Origin of the sequence: Paenibacillus sp. FSL H8-0260 (assembly GCF_045040625.1) — a bacterium.
Classification (GTDB): domain Bacteria; phylum Bacillota; class Bacilli; order Paenibacillales; family Paenibacillaceae; genus Paenibacillus_AQ; species Paenibacillus_AQ odorifer.
Genome location: NZ_CP150298.1, coordinates 5,774,194 through 5,794,196 on the forward strand (window position 1 = coordinate 5,774,194; position 20,003 = coordinate 5,794,196).

Consider the following 20,003-nt stretch of genomic DNA (forward strand, 5'->3'; position numbering starts at 1 on the left):
ACTCCTATCCAATAATTATTTTACCTTCCGGATACTTATACAGTGGTTTACCCTGTTTGGGACCGAGTGCATACGCTAAGGTTAGTGGACCTAGCCGACCTGCAAACATCGTCAGACAGAGTAGAATCTTACCGATCGCTGACAGTTCCGGAGTTAGCCCCATAGTCAGTCCTACCGTAGCAAAGGCGGAGGTCGTCTCAAACAAGATTGCCAAGAAATTACTGTCTTCAGTTGTGGAGAGTATCATCGACACAGAGGCGATTAACAACAAAGCCAGCAGCGTGATCGTTAATGCCTTGTAGATGCGCTCCTGAGCCAGCCGATAACGGAACAACACAACATCTTCCCGTCCACGCAGCATAGCAATTACAGCACCAATCATCATCGTAAAGGTTGTTGTCTTAATCCCCCCGCCCGTTGAGCCCGGAGAAGCACCAATAAACATAAGAATCACTATAAAAAATTGTGTAGCCTGCCGAAGTCCAGCAATATCTACTGTGTTCGCGCCAGCCGTACGGGGAGACACGGATTGAAAGAAGGCCGATAATATTTTACCGCCGAAATTCAGTGAACCCAGGGTACGAGTGTTAGTAAACTCAAATATAAAAATAACCAAAGCTCCGATCAGAATCAGCCCTGTACTGGTGGACAGGACAACTTTACTATGTAGAGACAGCCTGCGGGTTACCCGAAACTCCACCAGATCTGACATTACAATAAAACCAATCCCGCCGGAGACAATCAGAAACATCACAATAATATTCACAAGCGGATCATATACATAATCAGTTAAACTGCGAAAATCCCCAAAAATATCGAACCCCGCATTATTAAACATAGACACCGCATGAAATATGCCATAATAAATCGCTTTTCCCAACGGCATATCAAAAGCCCAGCGAATAGACAGCAGCACAGCGGCACAGCCTTCTATGACAAGAGAATATATGAGGACTCTCCGGATCAGTCGCACAATTCCTTCCATAGAGCCTTGATTCATGGCTTCCTGTAGGATTAGCCTGTCCCGCAAAGATATTTTACGCTTTAACACCAGTGAAAATAGAGTGGCCATGGTCATAAAACCTAAGCCGCCGATCTGGATCAGAATCATAATTACGGTTTTCCCAAAAATCGTGAACGAAGTTCCGGTATCCAGCACAACAAGCCCTGTAACACAGGTTGCCGACGTTGAAGTAAATAATGCATCAATAAATTCCACGGAATTCCCGCTTGTGCTTGAGATGGGCAGCGTAAGCAGCAGGGCCCCTATCAGAATGATCGATGCAAAACCAAGCACCAGTATCTGCGGCGGCGAGAGCTTCAGAAACTTAAATTCAGAAATCCTGCGAAACTGTGAAGCCATTTTGCTCACCTTCTTATCAAAAATTCCAACAAAAAAAGCACTGGAAAACCAATGCTGACTTGGTTCCTGCAGTAAATTAGCCTACGAGGTTAGCTGTCGGATTCGGACTGTGCAGGCTGCCCTATTCGTTCCCAGAACGAAATTCACCCCTGATGAAAGTGCCATTTATCGTGTACACTCCACTTTTCATCACTTCTTATGGTTCCCCCGTTTTCACCAGAAATTCGGCTACTATACAATTGCATACAAATTATATACGTTATTTAGTGAATTCACAAAGACACAATTAATGCTCATTCACATGAAAAAATGCGGTTTAAAGAGACTGCATCAAAAGGAGTGCCTTTTCTCATCACTTTTCCGTGTTTTCCCTGCAATTACACCGATTCTCATCATTCGTGCAGAAATGAACACGATAAAATTCATGGTATAAATTCACATGACTATTCTATACTATCTCTATTACCCATAAAAAGAACATATAATGTTTTTTGTAACCAACCAGGCACTAATACTATAATGGAACATAACATTGTCAGTACATAACAAGGAGGCGTTACATGAATCCCGTTGGCCAGCCCTTACAGCAACGTGCCCTCTCCAAGAGGCTCATCATCTCGGGCATTATCGGTCTTATTCTATTTATTATGTTTCAGATTTCCCCTTCACTGCTTAGTAGCCCTACAGGTGAAGATACCACCGTCATTAGCAAGGCAGAAGCCCGTGACCAAGCCATATTATTTGCAGAACAAAAGCTCAACTACACCGAAGCACCAAACGATCAATGGAATGTACTTTACCAGACGGACTCTTCCTTTTATGGCTATATGTCTCGCGAGAAGCTTGTGGAGGACTACACCAAGAAAAAATTGGATCAAAAATATCCTTTTGATGTCTTTCGGGCAACGCTTACTCCTTCAGCGGAGCAAGAGCCGCAAATCATCGTTGACCTCAATATGTATAACGGTAAGATTGTCGCTTTCTCAAAGGCTGCAAAAGTTACCTCCGAAGAGGGGTCAGGCATCGCTTCCGTTGGTGCAAAAGAGGACAAGGGAGCTGACCTCACTCTAGCGCAGAAGGAGAATCTTGCTCGTCCTTGGCTTCAGGAATGGGAAGTAAATCCTGCCAAGCTACAAATTGAATCGAATACAGGAAGCCATGGGCTAGTGTATACGGATAGTACTGTTCAGGTCGGCGAATCCTTATTGCACTATTATTTTGATTTCAGTGGAGAGCAGGTATCCAGCTTTAATGCCGGATTCACTGCACCGGCTTGGCATACCTCCTACGTACAAGGACAGACCTCTTTAGCGGAAAAGCTAACATTATTCGGTTACGGTATACCCACACTGATTTTAGGAATTCTGGCACTCGTCTACAGTATTCTTAGAAGAGAGCATACTTCCTTTAAACGTGGAGTATTCCTAAGCTCAGCCTATTTTGTAATCATGATGATCAGCACCTATAATATGCTGCCTGAATCAACGGGCGAAGGGCTAGAAGCACAGATTACCTCTGTCATTATGTTTATCATTTATGCTTTGTACAGCCTGCTGATGTCCTCCTTGCTCTACTTCTCTTTAGTGGGCGGCAATGGCCTATGGCGAAAAGAGGAAGGCATGAACCCTTGGCCCCGCGCCAAAGAGCCCGGCTACGGACAATATGTGTTGGACAGTATCCGGGCTGGATACATCTGGGCTTTCGTTCTACTAGGGGTGCAGACGGTTATGTTCATCATATTATCGTTTACCTTGCACAATTGGTCTACTACAGACGCCACCCAATCTCCTTATAACATGAGATATGCTTGGCTTCTGCCTATCGTCGCATGGCTCGCTGGTTTATCTGAGGAAGCCATTTATCGCTTTTTCGGAATTCCTATGCTGAAAAAGGTGTTCCGGAACACTTTTATCGCTTGCTTGATCACCACGCTGGTTTGGGCGTTTGGCCATACGTTATATCCGATCTATCCCATCAGCTCCCGTCCCATTGAGCTGACTGTAATCGGGCTGCTGTTCAGCTATATTTTCCTTCGTTACGGGTTTATTGCTGTCATGTTCAGCCACGTCGTGTTTGACAGCATCCTGATGGGCGCTACGCTGATCTTTATGAAGGAGAGCGTAAATGTAGGAGCGGGTATCTTCGCGATTATTATGCCGTTCATAGTCGCTTACATCGTCTATCGATTTAATCCACCACAGAAGCCTAAGCCGGTGGAGCCTTCTTCTTTGATTTAAACTAATGTGAAGACGTAATGAAATTAAAAAAGGGCATCAAAGCCGTTTTAGTCGCTGCTTTGATACCCTTTTTCTTTTGTCACCATTGCTATGAGGTTGGCTCTTCATCCTTGAGCGCATCAAGAATTTGTTTTGCCAGCTTTTCTCCAATAGAAAGTGTACGGAAATCATCCACGGAGGCTTCTTTAATTTTCTTAAGCGATCCGAAATGCTTTAGCAGCGCTTTACGGCGCTTCTCACCTATACCAGGTATAGAGTCCAGCTTGGAGGTAACCATGGACTTCCCGCGCTGTTCACGGTGGAAGGTGATCGCGAACCTATGGACCTCATCCTGAATCCGCTGCAAAAGGTAAAATTCCTGACTGTCCCGGGCTAGCGCGACAGGCTCTGGCGGATCTCCAACCAAAAGCTGAGCCGTCTTATGCTTATCATCCTTAACAAGGCCGCAGACCGGAATGAATAATCCCAGCTCATTCTCCAGAATATCAATAGCAGAGGAGATTTGCCCTTTCCCTCCATCGACCACGATAAGATCCGGTATCGGAAGATTCTCCTTCAATACCCGCTCATATCGCCGCCGAATGACCTCGCGCATCGTTCCATAATCATCCGCACCCACTACCGTACGAACCTTATATTTACGGTACTCTTTTCGTGCAGGCTTGCCATCAATGAAGACAACCATCGCTGAGACCGGATTAGTCCCCTGAATGTTCGAGTTATCGAACGCCTCAATACGGCTCAAGCGTTCAAGCCCCAAGCTCTCGCCTAAGCTGATCGCTGCTCCAGAGGTACGCTCTTCATCCCGTTCAATCAGCCGGAATTTCTCGTCGATAGCCACTCTTGCATTTTGACAAGCCATGCCAACCATCTGCTTCTTAAGACCGCGTTGTGGCACAAGCACCTTAATGCCCAGCCACTCCTGCAGAATGGAGGCGCCGCCAGCGGCATCCACGATCCCTGCTGCCGCAGCTTCCTCCGCCGCCGTCGCACGTGCCTCAGCCTCTTCAGCCGATTCAGGAGTATCTTCACCCTGTTGTAAATCCGCTTCTGCTGGAGCAGCTATGGCGATCTCGGGTTTAGTCTCTTTATTAGCCAGAGACTCCTCATCGAGCACATCCGGCAGCAGGATCTCCTGCGGCAAAGCGGGATTATCACTATAATACTGCGTCACATAAGACATAAAGTCACTGTAGGCTTCACCATAGAACGGGAACACGGAGGAATGGCGCTGAATCATCTTCCCTTGTCTCATGTACAGAATCTGTACACACATCCATCCCTTGTCTACAGCATAACCAAATACATCCCGGTCCTTAGTATCTGTAGTGTTGATCTTCTGCTTCTCCATTAATGCATCGATATGGATAATCTGATCCCGCAGTTCCTTCGCCCGCTCAAAATATAATTCCTCAGCAGCTTCCTGCATTTTTTGCTGTAAATCCTTTTTGACCGCCTCATGACCTCCGCCTAGAAAAGCAGCGATGTCCTGCGTAATCTGCTCATACTCGGATTTCTGAACCTCCTTCTCACACGGTGCCAAACACTGGCCCATGTGATAGTAAAGACAGACCTCCTTTGGCATCACGCCGCATTTACGAAGCGGGTACATACGATCTAGGAGCTTTTTTGTCTGCTGAGCAGCATAAGCATTAGGATAAGGGCCAAAATATTTTGCTTTATCTTTAATCACCCGGCGTGTAACCTCAAGGCGCGGGTGAGTTTCATTCGTTATTTTTATATAAGGAAACGTCTTGTCGTCTTTCAAAAGCACATTATAACGCGGCATATGTTTCTTAATCAGATTACACTCTAGAATGAGCGCTTCCATGTTACTGGACGTAACGATATATTCGAAATCAGCAATATTAGCGACAAGCCGCTGCGTTTTACCATTATGACTGCCTGTAAAATAAGACCGCACCCGATTCTTAAGTACCTTCGCTTTGCCCACATAAATAATAGTGCCTTCCTGATTCTTCATCAGATAGCAGCCAGGCAGATCGGGTAGTAGTGCCAGTTTATTGCGGATATTGTCCAAAATGATCCCCTCCAGCTAAATTGGACCCATGATTAGTTGGCATTCAGCACACAAAACGCCTCCGGAATGAACCGAAGGCGCTGAGTGGCAGGGCCGAGGCCCGAACAGTAGCATCTATCAATTATTGATGTTTTGCTACGATATTTTTCAGGGATTCTTTGGAGTTCAGTCCCACAACTTTATCTACCGGTTGACCATCTTTGAAGAAGATCAGAGTTGGGATACTCATAACACCAAAACGGGAAGCCGTTTCCGGATTCTCATCCACATTCAATTTTGCAATTTTCACATCGTCTCCGAGCTCTGTGGACAATTCATCCAAGATTGGAGCGAGCATTTTACAAGGACCACACCAAGGAGCCCAGAAGTCTACTACTACAGTACCTTGACCTTCCACTTCGTTACTGAAGGATTGGTCAGACACGTTCACGATAGCCATGATATTGTTCCTCCTTTAAGTTTTGCGAAGCATTACGCACATCTTAAGCCAAAGCTTAGTTCATGGAAGCTGCTCCGAAATATGAGTTAATAAATTGTTTCATGTAATATGATAACCAAATTACCACTTACCGACACATTACAAGTATAACATATCTTTATGGGATATGTGAAATATCACTCGCAATTATATTGCCTTCAATGTATTTTTTTGCGTACTCTTTTCTTTACAACCTCCCCAGCATTTCGGTATACTTAAAGAAAGCGCATTAATTGTCAATGACTTATTTCATAAACTAATGTCAATTTGCATCTAATAATACAGGGCTTGTCCCTGTAAGGAGGCAGAAACTATGGATGTTAACGCGCAAGTACGGGACCCACGAGAACATATCAACGAAGAACCCCGCAATGATCTTGGGGATTTAATGACCGGATTTTTCGGAATGACCACGTTTATGACGGTTGTCTTTTTCGGAATGGTCATCCTTAAGTTCATTCTCTCGGAGTAAAGGAATCATCGCACAATAAAAAGAAGCTGTCTCAAAAGTAGTGAATGCTACTTATGGGGCGGCTTCTTTTTTTAGAATAATGAGGGAAAACCTCCCTGATTATAGCTGATATTTGCTATAAATGAACGGAATCAGTGAATTCCTCCCTAATAATCGGGAGAATATCTGTTTTCGCTGACGAATCAGTTCATTTTTAGGGAGACTTTCCCTAATTATCGATCAGATTCAGTATGCCCACCAGATGCTGCAACCCGAAAGTGTGTTTGAACAAGTGAAAAACAATCAGGACTTAAGGCGATCCTGCTTCGTAGCAGGGAAAAAGCGGCGTTTGAGTTCGAATAATTAAAAAACGAAGAGCAGCGATCCTCCAATAAAAGAGGAATCACTGCTCTTTTGAATTTTACATTATGAATATTCCAGGCTTATCTATTGGCCCCTCTTTGATTCTCCCCATGCAGTGGAAGAACATCCACAAAAGGAGCAATGCGATCCATTAGTCGTTGGCCTTTATAGACCTCTTCACCATCTTTGCTCGTAAAGCTAAGATGTTTCTCCAAGCCATCCAACGGATAATTCGAGGTGTAGAAGGTTGGTTTGCGGTTCATCCGATAATTCAAGATCGCCCCAAGTACATGATCACGAGCCCAAGGATTCAAATTTTCCGCACCAATGTCATCAAAAATAAGTAAATCGCAGTTTTTCATCGTATCAACAGTTTCCTTCATCTTCTGGCCATCCATCATGATCGATTTCAAGTCCTCTATAAAGTCTGGCATGTATACGATCACTCCGGTATATCCAGCAACAGCAAGCTCATGCAGTAAATAACACATCAAAAAAGTTTTGCCTGTTCCGAAAGAGCCATGTAAATAAATGCCGCGTGAAGTCAGGCCTTCCTCTTTAACATTCGTGATATAATCAAATATTTTATTCACAGCCGAGACCCGGCGCGGGTCTTTGCCCATAATATCTATCTCATCATAACCGCCGTTAAGTACACGCTCGTCCACATAAAAGCTACGAATACGTTTGCGGATGTTATCCTGATTATCTTGTGCCACTTTAAGCCGGCATGCCGTCTTGCGTTCATATAGATCCACTGAACCATTCACAGTTTCTACCGTTAGTTTACTATAATGGCCAGGAAAATCATTTGGACACTTCTCTAGTCCTGGGCAGTTCGCACAGTTTCGGCTTTCCTCTACATATTGATACAGGCGACTCATATGAAGCCGCAGTCGTGATTCGTCCAGTTCAGGATGTTCGGACTGTAATGCCTTCACAAGTGGATGATTGAATAACCCCTGTTCAAGATCGCGTTGACGCTGCCGTAGAGTTGGATTGTTGATCGAACGAAGTACATCGCCCATTGACTCCATTGTTCCACCTCTCTTTCATTAAGGCGTTTGCGATACGCCTTTTTTCTTACTGGCTTTAATTTCTGCCGCTTTCTTCATCATCGCCGCGAATTCCTCTTCCGATACTGTTCCGGCACTTCCATCATCCAGCACAATCGGAATTTCCGGTTTATTGGATCGGCCTGTATTTTTGGCATAAGAACGTGATCGTGTTCCTCCAGCCGTATTAGCCGTTGTCCCCTTGCCCTTCACTTTGGACTGATCTCTAATATATCTTACAGCCTTCTCGTAGGTGTTCACTTGTTTAACCAGCATATTGGAGGCGATAGCCTCTACAAAATTGCGGTTCATCCGCTGTTCTCCACCCGAGGCTACCATAGTCATTAAATAATGAATGAGTACATTAATTACTTCACCGCTCAGCTTATAGTTCAAATCTATTTTCTCGAACATATCCATCAGATGGCTGGGTACTGCACCCGGGAAAAAGGTTTGTAGCAGTCTTGTATAAGGTTCGTTTCGCAGCATCATATTATATTGGTGAATGTCACACTTGGACAAAAATTGTGGCGGTACTTCTACATAAAACTCCATCTCAACAGATTGCTCTGGTGGTGCTATAGAATCATCATTCTCTTCGGTCGCACTGGACCGGATAGAAACAACTTTCGCAGCTGCAATTTCACGTTTTTCCTGTCGTTTCATATCTTGCCTGAAATGTTGGCTCGCTTTATATTGCAACGCATCCAGCATGACCTCGCCCTCCGGTGAGAACACTCCATCCTCATCCAGCAAACGACATAAATCCTGCGGACTCAGTTCGTATTTATGAGCAACATAGTTAATTACACCCATTTGAGTATGGTCAAAGCGCAGTTTTTCTACATGAGCCCGATTCACAGACTCCCGTGGAAAACGCAAAATAATGTCACTATATCCGATTGCCTGCTCTCCGGATTCAAGCGTGCCGGGCTGTCGAACAGAGGCTACCTCTGCCAAAGCTTGCTCCAGCTCATAATCAATGACATGTGTATTAAGTTGAAAAATATCATAAAAAGGCACGGAAATATTCTCTTTGCCTATAGATCTGCGACTCCACTCTTCCGGCTCGCGATTCCAGAACTGTTCCCGTAAGGACAGCACAGCAAATTTGCCAATTTTATCACGTAACAGCAAGGTTAAATGCTGAGTGGCAAAAAAGTCGGCTGGCGATAGCGGCGGCATTAGCTCATATTCATATAAATAATCATCTGTTTCCGGCACATAGATTCGACAGGTCTGCAACAGACCCACTGCTTCTAACCGGGAAGCCTGATCAATTAAATATTTGCGGCCTTTCTCATTGGGTTCAACACCCAAAGTCATAAATAGCCTGCGCTGTTGCTCCACTCCAGAATAGCCAATGCTATCTGCTGGCACATGTTCAACCAGCAAGCGATAGAAACTGATTGCAAAGGCTCCTACCATAGGTTGATATACAGAGCTAAGCATACGTCCATCTATAACACTAAGACCAAATTCGCGGGAAACGCAGTACCGATGATGTTCGGTGAAATGATGTAAGTTACTCATCCGCATCTACGGATACCCCCTTGTTTACACGAATTCATACAGGATTCTATTCTATCACAAATTAACATAGCGAAAATGTAAATAAAATCCCAATTTCGACTCTTTTCGCAATATAATCAACTTCTTCTTACGAATATCTACCTCTATTAAACAAGAAGAAACGGCTTCGCCGTCCTCTAAAGAGGAAGGTATCCCGTTTCTCGCAGAAATATAAGACTGATTCATAACATAGGCTCTTTCAAATCTTTAAAACATCTTGTAACCGCCAAAGCGCAGCTTTTGAATGGTCCATCCACTAAGTATAGCACCTGCAAGACCAGCGACACCTGTAAGATAATCAACAAAGTGGAAACTGGAGAGATGCTCCCAGAGCGACATCGCGTTTCTATCCCAAATAGAATAGATTACGACGGGTAGAATAATAAGTACGAATAGATAAGCGGGAAACCAGGTTGTCTTCATTAACATGTTAAGAATAAAGCCGATACCAAACATCATCACAAAGAATAAAACGGCTAGGATAAACACTGGAATAAATCCCATCTTACCGTCTCCACCCCTTTCTATAAAGAAGCGCACATCTTTTACAAGCTAGTAGTAAGTTTACTAGAAAAAATGTCACGAAGCAATGAACTTTATTCAAATTCACGCACTAATTCGCACACTTAGAGGATGCCTCCGTTTGCTCTTGGCGGCTTGATTGCGATACAATGCAAGTAGATTAATCAGATCATACATAGCCTATGAAGCAGATGCTTCGTAAGACTAAGTTTATGCTTCAATTGCGAGTTTTACGCGATGTTATTTTGGGCGAGGCTTATGCTTCGTAAAACTAAGCGTATGCTTTCGAAGCAAGTTTTACGCGATGTTATTTCAACGAGGCTTATGCTTCGTAAAACTAAGCGTATGCTTTCGAAGCAAGTTTTACGCGATGTTATTTCAGCGAGGCTTATGCTTCGTAAAACTTTTAAGGAGTGAGATCATGATCGAAGCCGCTTTGACACTGGAAGGCTGGTATGCACTGCATGACTTCCGCTCTCTGAACTGGACCGCTTGGACGGCAGCAGATGATGAAGAACGTGCCGTTGCCCTGGAAGAACTACATGCTTTTATGCAGGAATGGAGCCCTGTTGAGGAAGCTAAAGAAGGCAGCACCGCAGTATACTCCATAGTGGGCCAAAAGGCCGATTTTGTAATGATGTTTTTGCGCGAAAGCCTAGAAGCTTTGAACCAGCTTGAGACCGCCTTTAACAAAATCGCTTTTGCTCAATATACAACCAAAGCTTATTCATATGTAAGTATTGTTGAATTAAGCAACTACGCTGCTGGTGGCAGTGGCAGCGACGGCAGCGACCCTATGCAGAATCCGCATGTTGCCGCACGTCTAAAGCCTATTTTACCGCAAGCGAAACACATTTGTTTCTATCCTATGAACAAAAAACGCGAGCTTGCCGATAACTGGTACATGCTTGATATGGACAAACGCCGGGAGCTCATGGCTTCACACGGGTTAATTGGACGTTCATATGCAGGTAAAGTGAAGCAAATTATTACCGGCTCCGTCGGTTTTGATGACTGGGAATGGGGCGTGACTCTGTTCGCTGAAGATGCACTGCAATTCAAAAAGCTGGTATACGAAATGCGTTTTGACGAAGTAAGTGCCCGCTACGGCGAATTCGGACCTTTTTATGTCGGCAATCTGCTGACTGAAGAATCTTTTGAAGAAATGCTCAAGCTGTAACAACAAAAAAAGGGTGTGTCTCCAGTTCGCATGGAGACACACCCTTTTTAACTGCCATATTATTAGATTAAGACACCGAAGTTCCTGAATCCTCGTCTTCGTTATCCTCATCATCTTCACGTAAACTTTCCAGATATTCAGCCGTGGCCCGATCCCGAGCGCGCCCTTTATCCTTCAGGCGTTCGATACCAGGGAGAATGAGCAGATCAATTTCCTTCTGAACGATATAAGCCAGATCATACTGGTTCTGATCCTCCAGATAAGATCCAACCTCTATCAGTCCGTTATAACGGTCCAATTCATCACGAGTCAGCAGTCCGCGTACCTGTACGCTGCAATGGCGCATCTTATAAGAATCTTCCTTTTTTCAGAACCAGCGGAATTCCGCCGATAATGAACAAGTAGCGCATATCTACAACTTTTTTCAACTGAGCTGCAGTCCAGCCCTTGTAAGTTTTGCTGCCTACTACAGCGATTCCTTGGCCTTTGCCTAGGGAAGCTACGGTTCCTTTATTGCTGAATGCGAATTTCTTCGGCTGTTGATTGCGGATTGCCGCCACCAAATTATGCGCACAGCATTCACCCTGCTGCATAGCAATTTGAGCGGTTGGCGGGTAAGGGCGTCCTTCCGGATTAATCATAAGGGAGCCATCACCAATAATGAAGATATTCTCTTGGCCCGGTGCACGTAGATATTCATCTACCTTCACGCGCCCACGCATAGCTTCAAATCCGGCAGCCTCAATAAGACGATTGCCACGGATTCCGCCTGTCCAAATAATTGTGGAGGCTTTGATTTCTTCGCCTGATGCCAGAATTACCCCGTTTGGCAGACACTCCTTGATCGCAACACCCATCTTGAAGGTAACTCCCTTTTTGGTGAGCAAGTCCATCGCATACTCGACAAGCTCAGGAGCAAAACCAGGCAGTGCTGTCGGAGCAGCCTCTACGTTATATATATTAACCATACTTGGATCAACGTCATATTCTTTACACAGTCCAGGGATACGGTCAGCTAATTCAGCTACAAATTCGATACCGCTAAAGCCGGCACCACCGACAACAAAATTAATATGCTCCTGAGCATTGTTCTCGTTCTTGTACTTAGCGAATTGATATTCAATATGCTCGCGAATTAAACGAACGGAATTGATGCTCCGGATTGTCAGTGCGTATTTATCAAGTCCAGGAATACCAAATGTTTCAGGCTCTCCACCTAAAGCAATGACAAGATAATCGTAAGATAGGGTACCATCCTCCAAAATAATCTTTTTCTGCTGAGTACGAATTTCCTGAACAGATGACTTCACGAGGTCGATCTTGAATTCATCGATTAGTTTCGAAATGGACACCCGAGTGTGTTCAATACTGTCCGTACCCGCCGCAGGCATATGTAGATGGGTAGTAAAATAGTGGTACTCGTGACGGTTTACAAGCGTGACATCCGCTTCATTATAATTCAAAGCCTTCTGCAAGCGCTGTGCGGTCAAAATACCCCCATAGCCCGCGCCTAAGATAACGATTTTGGGAATACTACTCATGTTCCGGCTCCTTCCAAGAGGTAAATCTGTCTTTGTATTTTTTATTGAAACAATGTACGGTCCTTTTTGTGAATTTATACACTTATATTTAGAAGAAATTCCAATCAAACTTGAAGCATTTCTAAATTGACCATATCCATTGTAAACCTTAGTGTAGCATTAATCAAACATTAAAATACTAAAAAACGTCACACTTTTATTGACTTCTAAAGTCTTTCTTTGCAGGTATGTGTCACAATGATTATAATAAGTAGGTACACAAGTATGGCAAAATGAATATATCAACTCGGAGGTGTAATATCCCGTGACCCAAGAGCAATCCAGCGTTCCTATGAGCGACCTTTTAATCATAGGTGGCGGGCCAGCTGGCATGTTTGCCGCATTTTACGGCGGAATGCGTCAGGCATCAGTAACCCTTATTGAAAGTATGCCCCAATTGGGGGGACAACTTGCTGCCCTTTATCCAGAAAAATACATTTATGATGTGGCAGGTTTTCCAAAAGTAACAGCACAAGAATTGGTCGACAACCTGTCTCGGCAAATGGATATGTTCCAATCCAATATCCGGCTGGAGGAGAAAGTGATTTCTGTTCAAAAACGGGACGAACGTCATTTTGTGGTTACAACCGATGTAGCCGAATACCACAGTAAGGCGATCATCATTACAGCTGGTGTAGGTGCATTTGAACCTCGTCGTTTGGAATTACCCAACGCTGGACGTTTTGAAAAAGCAAACCTCCATTATTTTGTAAATGATCTAAATGCCTTTAAAGATAAAAAAGTTCTGATCAGCGGTGGCGGTGACTCTGCAGTTGACTGGGCGCTCATGCTGGAACCCATCGCTGAACAGGTAACCCTGATTCACCGCCGGGATAAATTCCGTGCGCATGAACATAGCGTTGAGAACCTGATGGCTTCCAAGGTTAACGTAGTTACTCCTACTGAAATTACAGAGCTGCATGGTGATGAGTTCATTACCAAGGTTACATTGTCAAATATCAAGACCAAAGAAACTCAAGAAATTGAAGTGGACAGCGTTATTGTTAACTTCGGATTCATCTCTTCCCTAGGTCCTATTGCCGAATGGGGTATTGATATTGAGGGGAACTCCATTGTTGTTGACTCGCGTATGGAAACAAGTATTCCAGGCATTTTTGCTGCCGGCGATATCACAACTTATCCTGGCAAGCTGAAGCTGATTGCTGTAGGATTTGGTGAAGCTCCAACGGCTGTGAATAATGCTAAGGTGTACATTGATCCAGAAGCGAAGCTTTCACCGGGTCACAGCAGTAATATGAAACTCTAAATCTATTAACACAATAAAAAAGGGTATTCTTACAGACCTGTTGATAACAGCCTGTGAGGATACCCTTTTATGTTTGTTTGTGCCTCGCGGTTTTATATATGTAGCCTGCTACAAAGTTATCCTTTGCGCTTTTTAATGAAGAACCGCATGTACTGGAGAGTGTAAGTTTCGTTTGCGAATTTCAACGAGTAGAAGAGCGATGAAATCATGCTCTAGTTGCAGCTCTATTGCTCTATGGTAAGAGTCAAGCAGCATCTCATCCGACAATTCAACCATAAACTTCATCTACCTTTCCTTTATTTGGATCTGAATCTATCATATCAAACTATCATTTTTCGAACAAGCGTTCGCGTTATCCACAAGTACATGTGGAAATCCTGTGTATAAAATGTGTGTAAGCGTTATAAAGGTACTAGCTACACAGTGGACTATGGGGATAATAGTTATACACAGGATTGAACCACTTGTATACAGCTAAAAATATATTTTTATTGTAAATAAATTACAATGTTATTTACCCCAAAAGAACGCAACTAAACGCAATTTTATCTTACTACTCTATTATCGTCAATTCTTAAAATAATTGTTAATTTATTGAGGTCTTGTATTAACCTCCAAAATCCATATTTTCCCCGAATAATCTACAGCATAATCAAAGCCCAGCTCACCTATTCCCGGAAAATGCCGTTCCATAATTCCGATACATACATGGGTTAGTCTCCGCATTTCTGCTTTCTTCGCTGAAGCTTTAATCCGCGGCAACGATCTACGAAGTCCTTCACGACATGATAGCATCGTTCCCCCTTTACAAAGATTGGTTACGAACAGACCTGGCCGAGCCAATCTCCCTACCATGGAGCGAAATTCCCAAACCTCACCATTCTTAACTACTTTGACCCGATAATCAATAGGCCGTCCACCGATTCTTGCAAGGGAAATCCCTTGTTGAATCAAATATCTGCGTCTTGCCTTCACAGTATTAAGCGCACGTCTCATGGTTCCAAAATCCTTGTAAATTCGAGTTCTGTCCATATAGGTGAATCCATAACCGCGACTATCCCGAAAAACTTTGATTACACCGTAACCTCCGCCACCCACAATAGGTTTAATGACAACATTTCCATATCTACGAAGCATTGCCAGGAGCGTTTCTGCCCTGTACCCCCTCGTCATTGGGATATAGGGTGCAACCCGAGCGTCGGTCAGCAACGCTTCTGTCTTCAGCCACTTACTGGCCAATTGTCTTCCTGCCATCGTCCTTTCCCTCCCTTCACAATCCAGCCTACCCTATACATTACTCAGAGAAGGTCTCGCCCTCTTGTATGATTGTCCGTGTAAGATGCCGCTCTTAGCAAAAAGGGCTTAGTGTTTAGCACAGCATCAGTCGACAGCGACAGGGTACAACCGCGGATTTTGTAGATTCAGTTCTCAATAAATTCGACATCAATATCTTAATGGATGAGTTCACTATAACTAGAATAATCTTCAAAATCGTTGTATTATTAATAGCGGTTACATTTTCAATTTCTACTATTATAGTGAGTACTAACAGAATCACTAAAAAGCACAGCGCGGGGAGGGCTCAGAATGGCACAGTTTTTTGAGGTTTTATATTGGGTAGCTATGCTTGGGATGTCCATTGTATTGGCTGGAACGACTATACTGATCTGCGCCATTGGCTTTAAATTTATTAAAGACAAACGCAGAGCACTGGGTACGGGCTGTATCGCCTTCTCCCTTGGAGCTGCAGCGCTCATCGTATTTATGATTAATTACAAGTTTATTATTCCAGCCTAATGTACGCAGGGGACTGCCTATAAACAGCTTACTTCTATGCACAGACGGTCCGACCCTCGCAAAAAAAACACAGAGCAGCGATTCTCCAGTTATGTGGAGAATCGCTGCTCTGTGTTTTTAAACAATAGCTATCTGCTTCAACAGTGTCGTTAACCATGAGCATTTCGGACCCAGATGACGTTATTTGCAGATTTTCAACCTTTGAGGCGTGGTTTCGGACTCCAGTGACACTATCGCTTAGAAAGAGTTTCATATTTACTGATTTTCATAGCAATAGCGGCAATGCGGTCCGTCGGCACCACAAATATGGGAAAATGTGGCGTTTAGGGTCATCTGTGTCCGATACATGGCTTGCGATACATGGTTAGCGATATATCGTTCGTGATACATGGTTAGCGATTTATCGTTTGCTTCCTATGTAAAAGAATAAAGAGCTACCCCAGCGGTCATTAAATGGCTTCTGAGAAACTCCCCTATTACTCATAAATCCAGCGACAGGCGTATCATATCTATGACTTGAATCCCATTTTCAAAGATTTCTTCACTGTAATGCCTAATAAAAAAATCTCTATCAATGCCGGTGATTCTGAATCCACATTTCTGATAAAGTGCCAATTGTTCAACACTCGAATTACCTGTGCCAATTTCAATGGTTTTTGCTCCAAGCAGCTTGGCATTCTGAATCGCATGGTTCAGCAGCTGTTTTCCTATACCTTGCCCGTGTTTATTTTCGTCGACGGCGATATTAACAATCTCTACAGTCTCCGGTCTTGTCTGCAGCACAACGTAGACTCCGATGATGCTGTTATCCACCTCAGCCACACAACATAACCCTCTTTGTAAATATCCGTTAACTAAGCTCTCCGAAGGATCTGCTAATAGAAGTAATTCTAATGGAGGCTGTTCACCAGCTTTTAATTTTCTGATTTCCATTTCCGAACTCCTTGTGATGATTTTTGTCATTGAGAATAAAAAAAACTCCAAGCCTGTGTTGTTAGAATCCAACACGGGGCTTGGAGCCGTGATTGCTGTGATTAGCAAGGCTCTTCGTTAGGTTTCCCTGCATCCGTAGCTGTCCGGAAGCTTGAACCGCAGCCGCAAGTTGCAGTAGCGTTAGGGTTGTTGATGGTGAAACCACCCGTCATGCCGGATTCTTCAAAGTCGATTTCGAGACCGTCCAGGTAACGAAGGTTCTCCTTCTCCACAACCACTTTCATGTCTTGAATGTCCATATATACGTCCTGATCGGTTTCATTATCATCAAAGCCCATAGCGTACGAGAATCCACTGCAACCGCCGGGCGTTACTCCAATACGGAGGAACATGTTCGGTACTTCTTGTTCAGCAAGCATCGCCTTTAATTGTTCTGCTGCCTTTTCACTAATATTAATCATGATCTCATCCTCCTACAAATTCGTCTCCCTTCATAAGCGGAAACTTATGTTTAAGGGACCTTCCGGCCAAAAGTTATTTCATAAAAATATAAGATAGTATAAGTGTTGCACCTATTCTTTATGTCTTATATTTCTCGCTTAAACGCTTATCAACTTTATAAGGATGCCAATGACGTTTATGCTTGATAAATTCAGTATAACCGACTATTCCGTTACCCTCAAGTCACAACTGCCTTAGGCATGACCCTTCACAGCAAAAAACACCATCAATATCAAGCTGTTGATACCCTTAGGAGAGTAGGTTTATAATAGGGAAGGCACTCTAAGTAAAAATTCGGAAATTTGTCACGGAGGCAAGCTCGCCTCTTTCTTTTTTAGAATGAACAGCTACCACTTGGGTACGTCTGGAATTTATCTTCGAGCAATCTGCTCGTAAACTTTCAGGAGGAAATCATAATATGTCTACTCTTTTTACCCCCCACACGGATGCCCGAATGGCGAACATTATTGATAAGGTTCGCAGCGGCGAAAGATTGAATTTGGAAGATGGCGTTTATTTATATCAAAGCAACGATTTACTTACCATTGGCCAGCTAGCGAATGAAGTCAATATCGCCAAGAATCACAACCGGGTATATTTTATCGAAAACATGAGTCTATATTTCACCAATGTTTGCGAATCGCACTGTGCATTCTGCAATTTCCGCAAAGATGATGGAGAAGAGGGAGCCTATACCCTATCCGGTCAGGAAATGGTGCAATATGTCGAACAGCATATCCACCCAGGCGTACGCGAATTCCACATTGTTGGTGGCCATAACGACAAGGTTCCCTTCCACTATTATGTGGATTCTTTAAAAGCTTTGAACGAACGTTTCCCTGAGGTTACCTTAAAAGCCTACACTGCGGCTGAAATTGATTTTTTCACCCGTATTAGCGGTTTGAGTATTCGTGAGGTACTGGAACAATTGCGTGCTGCTGGACTTAAAACACTCACCGGTGGTGGCGCAGAGATATTATCCGACCAATATCGTAAAAAAATGCGTGTAGACAAAGCTAATGTGGAAGAATATCTGGAAGTCCATCGGACAGCACATCAGCTTGGGATGAAGACCCATACCACTATGCTGTACGGCTCCATTGAATCTCATGAAGACCGTATCCGCCATATGATGCAAATCCGTGATTTGCAGGACGAAACCAATGGCTTTATGGTATTCATTCCATTGTCCATGCAGCCTAAGAATAAAAACGCTGGCATCATGCGCCGCAACTCTGCTTATGAGGATCTGAAGACCATTGCGATCAGCAGATTGATGTTGGACAATTTCGATCACATCAAAGCGTACTTCATTAACATTGGCCCTCAGCTTACTCAAGTCGCGCTGAACTTCGGTGCATCAGATGTGCATGGCACAATTCTAAAAGAACGTATCAGCCACGCGGCTGGCGCCTTAACACCGGAAGGTCTGACTCGCGACGAATTGATCTGGCTAGTGAAAGGTGCTGGACGAATTCCTGTCGAACGTGACACTTTCTATAATGAAGTTAAGGTATACGAATAAGAAGACTACCTGAGATTTGTTATCCCATATTGGAAAGGAAGTTCGGTCAGCATGAGAACAATACTCGTTCTTGGCGGTGGCTACGGCGGCCTAGCCTTAATTCAAGAATTACTCAATAATCATCTTCCTCATGATGTTGAAATTATCTTAATTGACCGAATGCCTTATCAAGGAATCAAAACGGAATATTATGCGCTCGCCGCAGGTACCGTAACTGATTATCACCTGCGCATTCATTTTCCGGTTCACCCCCGGCTTACTGTCCGGTACGGTGAAGTGAGTTCCATTGATTTGGAGAGCAAAATAGTCAGTATGGAGTCCGGTGAGATTGTATCTTATGATCTCCTAGCCATTGCTCTTGGATGTACCGACAATTACCACAACATCCCTGGTGCTGATCAATATACCTGCAGCATCCAGACCTTTGCTGGTACTCGGGAAACCTACCGCCGTTTAAATGATGTGAAGCCTTACGGAACGATAAACATCGTAGGTGGAGGATTGAGCGGTGTTGAATTAGCCGCAGAGCTTCGGGAAAGCCGTCCAGACCTTAACATCGCTATTCTGGATCGCGGTGAACGTGTTTTGTCTGCCTTTCCGGCAAAGCTGTCACAGTACGTAGAGGAATGGTTTCATCACCATCAGGTGCAAACGCTAGGACGAATCTCTGTATCTCATGTAGAGAAGGATTCGATTTTTAACGGTACCGAGGAAATCCTTTCAGATGTGACAGTATGGACCGCAGGGATTCAACCTGTAAAAGTAGTTCAAGATTTGAATGTGTCGAAGGACCGCGGTGGACGGATTATGCTGGATGAGTATTATCGTATACCGGATTATCCGGAGGTATATGTGATTGGCGACTGTGCCAGTCTGCCATTCGCACCAAGCGCACAAGCCGCTGGAGCACAGGGTGAGCAGGTAGCTCAGGTTATCCAAGCGACCTGGCGCAGTGAGACTCCCAAGCTTCATCCTATTCGCCTGAAGGGTACTTTAGGGTCACTAGGAAAAAAAGCAGGATTCGGACTTATGGGACAACGCTCCGTCAAAGGACGGGTTCCCCGCATCCTCAAGAGCGGAGTGCTCTGGATGTCGAAACGCACTTTAGGATAAGCCTATGATGGTTCATAATTATTAA

19 protein-coding genes and 1 riboswitch are annotated in these 20,003 nt (G+C 44.0%); of the genes, 7 read left to right on the forward strand and 12 right to left on the reverse strand.

The annotated features are described in order from the left end of the window. Window positions 1–4: 4 nt before the first annotated feature. The gene (locus tag MHI51_RS25615) at window positions 5–1,363 is read right to left on the reverse strand and encodes a TrkH family potassium uptake protein (protein ID WP_076218136.1); all 1,359 of its coding nucleotides are present in this window, start codon (window positions 1,361–1,363) and stop codon (window positions 5–7) included. A 64-nt stretch (window positions 1,364–1,427) separates the two neighbouring features. Then, window positions 1,428–1,603, reverse strand: a riboswitch (cyclic di-AMP (ydaO/yuaA leader). A gap of 320 nt (window positions 1,604–1,923) precedes the next feature. Between MHI51_RS25615 and MHI51_RS25620 the strand changes: the two genes are divergently transcribed. After that, a complete protein-coding gene (locus MHI51_RS25620) occupies window positions 1,924–3,600 on the forward strand; it encodes a CPBP family intramembrane glutamic endopeptidase (protein ID WP_339169666.1) in 1,677 nt (558 codons plus the stop codon). 88 nt (window positions 3,601–3,688) lie between these two features. Here the strand turns inward: MHI51_RS25620 and uvrC are convergent, their stop codons facing one another. Beyond that, window positions 3,689–5,641, reverse strand: coding sequence for an excinuclease ABC subunit UvrC (uvrC, locus tag MHI51_RS25625; RefSeq protein WP_282580007.1), 1,953 nt, complete (start codon window positions 5,639–5,641; stop codon window positions 3,689–3,691). A 121-nt stretch (window positions 5,642–5,762) separates the two neighbouring features. After that, the gene (trxA, locus tag MHI51_RS25630; RefSeq protein WP_036679814.1) at window positions 5,763–6,080 is read right to left on the reverse strand and encodes a thioredoxin; all 318 of its coding nucleotides are present in this window, start codon (window positions 6,078–6,080) and stop codon (window positions 5,763–5,765) included. A gap of 352 nt (window positions 6,081–6,432) precedes the next feature. Between trxA and MHI51_RS25635 the strand changes: the two genes are divergently transcribed. After that, window positions 6,433–6,591 carry a YqzM family protein gene (locus MHI51_RS25635; protein WP_094902239.1) on the forward strand — a complete coding sequence of 53 codons (159 nt, stop codon included), beginning with the start codon at window positions 6,433–6,435 and terminating at the stop codon, window positions 6,589–6,591. Between the two features lie 422 nt (window positions 6,592–7,013). Here MHI51_RS25635 and dnaI read toward each other — a convergent pair whose 3' ends face one another. The 3 genes from dnaI to MHI51_RS25650 all read right to left on the reverse strand — a co-directional run bounded on the left by dnaI (window position 7,014) and on the right by MHI51_RS25650 (window position 10,064). Continuing rightward, window positions 7,014–7,970 (reverse strand): primosomal protein DnaI, encoded by a 957-nt coding sequence (gene dnaI, locus MHI51_RS25640; RefSeq protein ID WP_076134190.1) that lies wholly within the window; start codon window positions 7,968–7,970, stop codon window positions 7,014–7,016. 18 nt (window positions 7,971–7,988) lie between these two features. Continuing rightward, on the reverse strand, window positions 7,989–9,527 hold the full coding sequence (locus MHI51_RS25645; RefSeq protein ID WP_076184760.1) for a DnaD domain protein: 1,539 nt from the start codon (window positions 9,525–9,527) through the stop codon (window positions 7,989–7,991). A gap of 240 nt (window positions 9,528–9,767) precedes the next feature. After that, window positions 9,768–10,064 carry a YuiB family protein gene (locus MHI51_RS25650; protein WP_036685224.1) on the reverse strand — a complete coding sequence of 99 codons (297 nt, stop codon included), beginning with the start codon at window positions 10,062–10,064 and terminating at the stop codon, window positions 9,768–9,770. A gap of 439 nt (window positions 10,065–10,503) precedes the next feature. Here MHI51_RS25650 and hemQ point away from each other — a divergent pair, with 439 nt between their 5' ends. Then, window positions 10,504–11,262, forward strand: a complete 759-nt coding sequence (hemQ, locus tag MHI51_RS25655; RefSeq protein WP_036685226.1) for a hydrogen peroxide-dependent heme synthase — start codon at window positions 10,504–10,506, stop codon at window positions 11,260–11,262. A 67-nt stretch (window positions 11,263–11,329) separates the two neighbouring features. Here the strand turns inward: hemQ and MHI51_RS25660 are convergent, their stop codons facing one another. Beyond that, window positions 11,330–11,608, reverse strand: a complete 279-nt coding sequence (locus MHI51_RS25660) for a hypothetical protein (protein ID WP_076277565.1) — start codon at window positions 11,606–11,608, stop codon at window positions 11,330–11,332. Window position 11,609: 1 nt separating this feature from the next. Beyond that, the gene (locus MHI51_RS25665) at window positions 11,610–12,803 is read right to left on the reverse strand and encodes an NAD(P)/FAD-dependent oxidoreductase (protein WP_036685230.1); all 1,194 of its coding nucleotides are present in this window, start codon (window positions 12,801–12,803) and stop codon (window positions 11,610–11,612) included. 331 nt (window positions 12,804–13,134) lie between these two features. On the opposite strand from MHI51_RS25665, the gene MHI51_RS25670 reads away from it, so the two are divergent. Beyond that, complete coding sequence (locus MHI51_RS25670; protein ID WP_076128050.1) at window positions 13,135–14,109, forward strand: NAD(P)/FAD-dependent oxidoreductase; 975 nt, start codon at window positions 13,135–13,137, stop codon at window positions 14,107–14,109. Between the two features lie 132 nt (window positions 14,110–14,241). Here MHI51_RS25670 and MHI51_RS25675 read toward each other — a convergent pair whose 3' ends face one another. Continuing rightward, window positions 14,242–14,385, reverse strand: coding sequence for a sporulation histidine kinase inhibitor Sda (locus MHI51_RS25675; RefSeq protein ID WP_036685584.1), 144 nt, complete (start codon window positions 14,383–14,385; stop codon window positions 14,242–14,244). A 315-nt stretch (window positions 14,386–14,700) separates the two neighbouring features. Beyond that, complete coding sequence (locus MHI51_RS25680; protein WP_076218131.1) at window positions 14,701–15,363, reverse strand: YheC/YheD family protein; 663 nt, start codon at window positions 15,361–15,363, stop codon at window positions 14,701–14,703. A gap of 333 nt (window positions 15,364–15,696) precedes the next feature. Between MHI51_RS25680 and MHI51_RS25685 the strand changes: the two genes are divergently transcribed. Next, complete coding sequence (locus MHI51_RS25685; RefSeq protein ID WP_036685233.1) at window positions 15,697–15,906, forward strand: hypothetical protein; 210 nt, start codon at window positions 15,697–15,699, stop codon at window positions 15,904–15,906. A 480-nt stretch (window positions 15,907–16,386) separates the two neighbouring features. Here the strand turns inward: MHI51_RS25685 and MHI51_RS25690 are convergent, their stop codons facing one another. After that, window positions 16,387–16,839 carry an N-acetyltransferase gene (locus tag MHI51_RS25690; protein ID WP_076218130.1) on the reverse strand — a complete coding sequence of 151 codons (453 nt, stop codon included), beginning with the start codon at window positions 16,837–16,839 and terminating at the stop codon, window positions 16,387–16,389. A 101-nt stretch (window positions 16,840–16,940) separates the two neighbouring features. After that, on the reverse strand, window positions 16,941–17,300 hold the full coding sequence (locus MHI51_RS25695; protein ID WP_036685235.1) for an iron-sulfur cluster assembly accessory protein: 360 nt from the start codon (window positions 17,298–17,300) through the stop codon (window positions 16,941–16,943). Window positions 17,301–17,758: 458 nt separating this feature from the next. Here MHI51_RS25695 and mqnE point away from each other — a divergent pair, with 458 nt between their 5' ends. Together mqnE and MHI51_RS25705 are read left to right on the forward strand one after the other, a co-directional pair. Beyond that, entirely contained in the window at window positions 17,759–18,865 is a 1,107-nt protein-coding gene (gene mqnE / locus MHI51_RS25700) for an aminofutalosine synthase MqnE (RefSeq protein ID WP_076277564.1), read from the forward strand. A gap of 51 nt (window positions 18,866–18,916) precedes the next feature. Next, on the forward strand, window positions 18,917–19,978 hold the full coding sequence (locus tag MHI51_RS25705) for an NAD(P)/FAD-dependent oxidoreductase (protein WP_076277563.1): 1,062 nt from the start codon (window positions 18,917–18,919) through the stop codon (window positions 19,976–19,978). The last annotated feature ends 25 nt before the right edge of the window (window positions 19,979–20,003 follow it).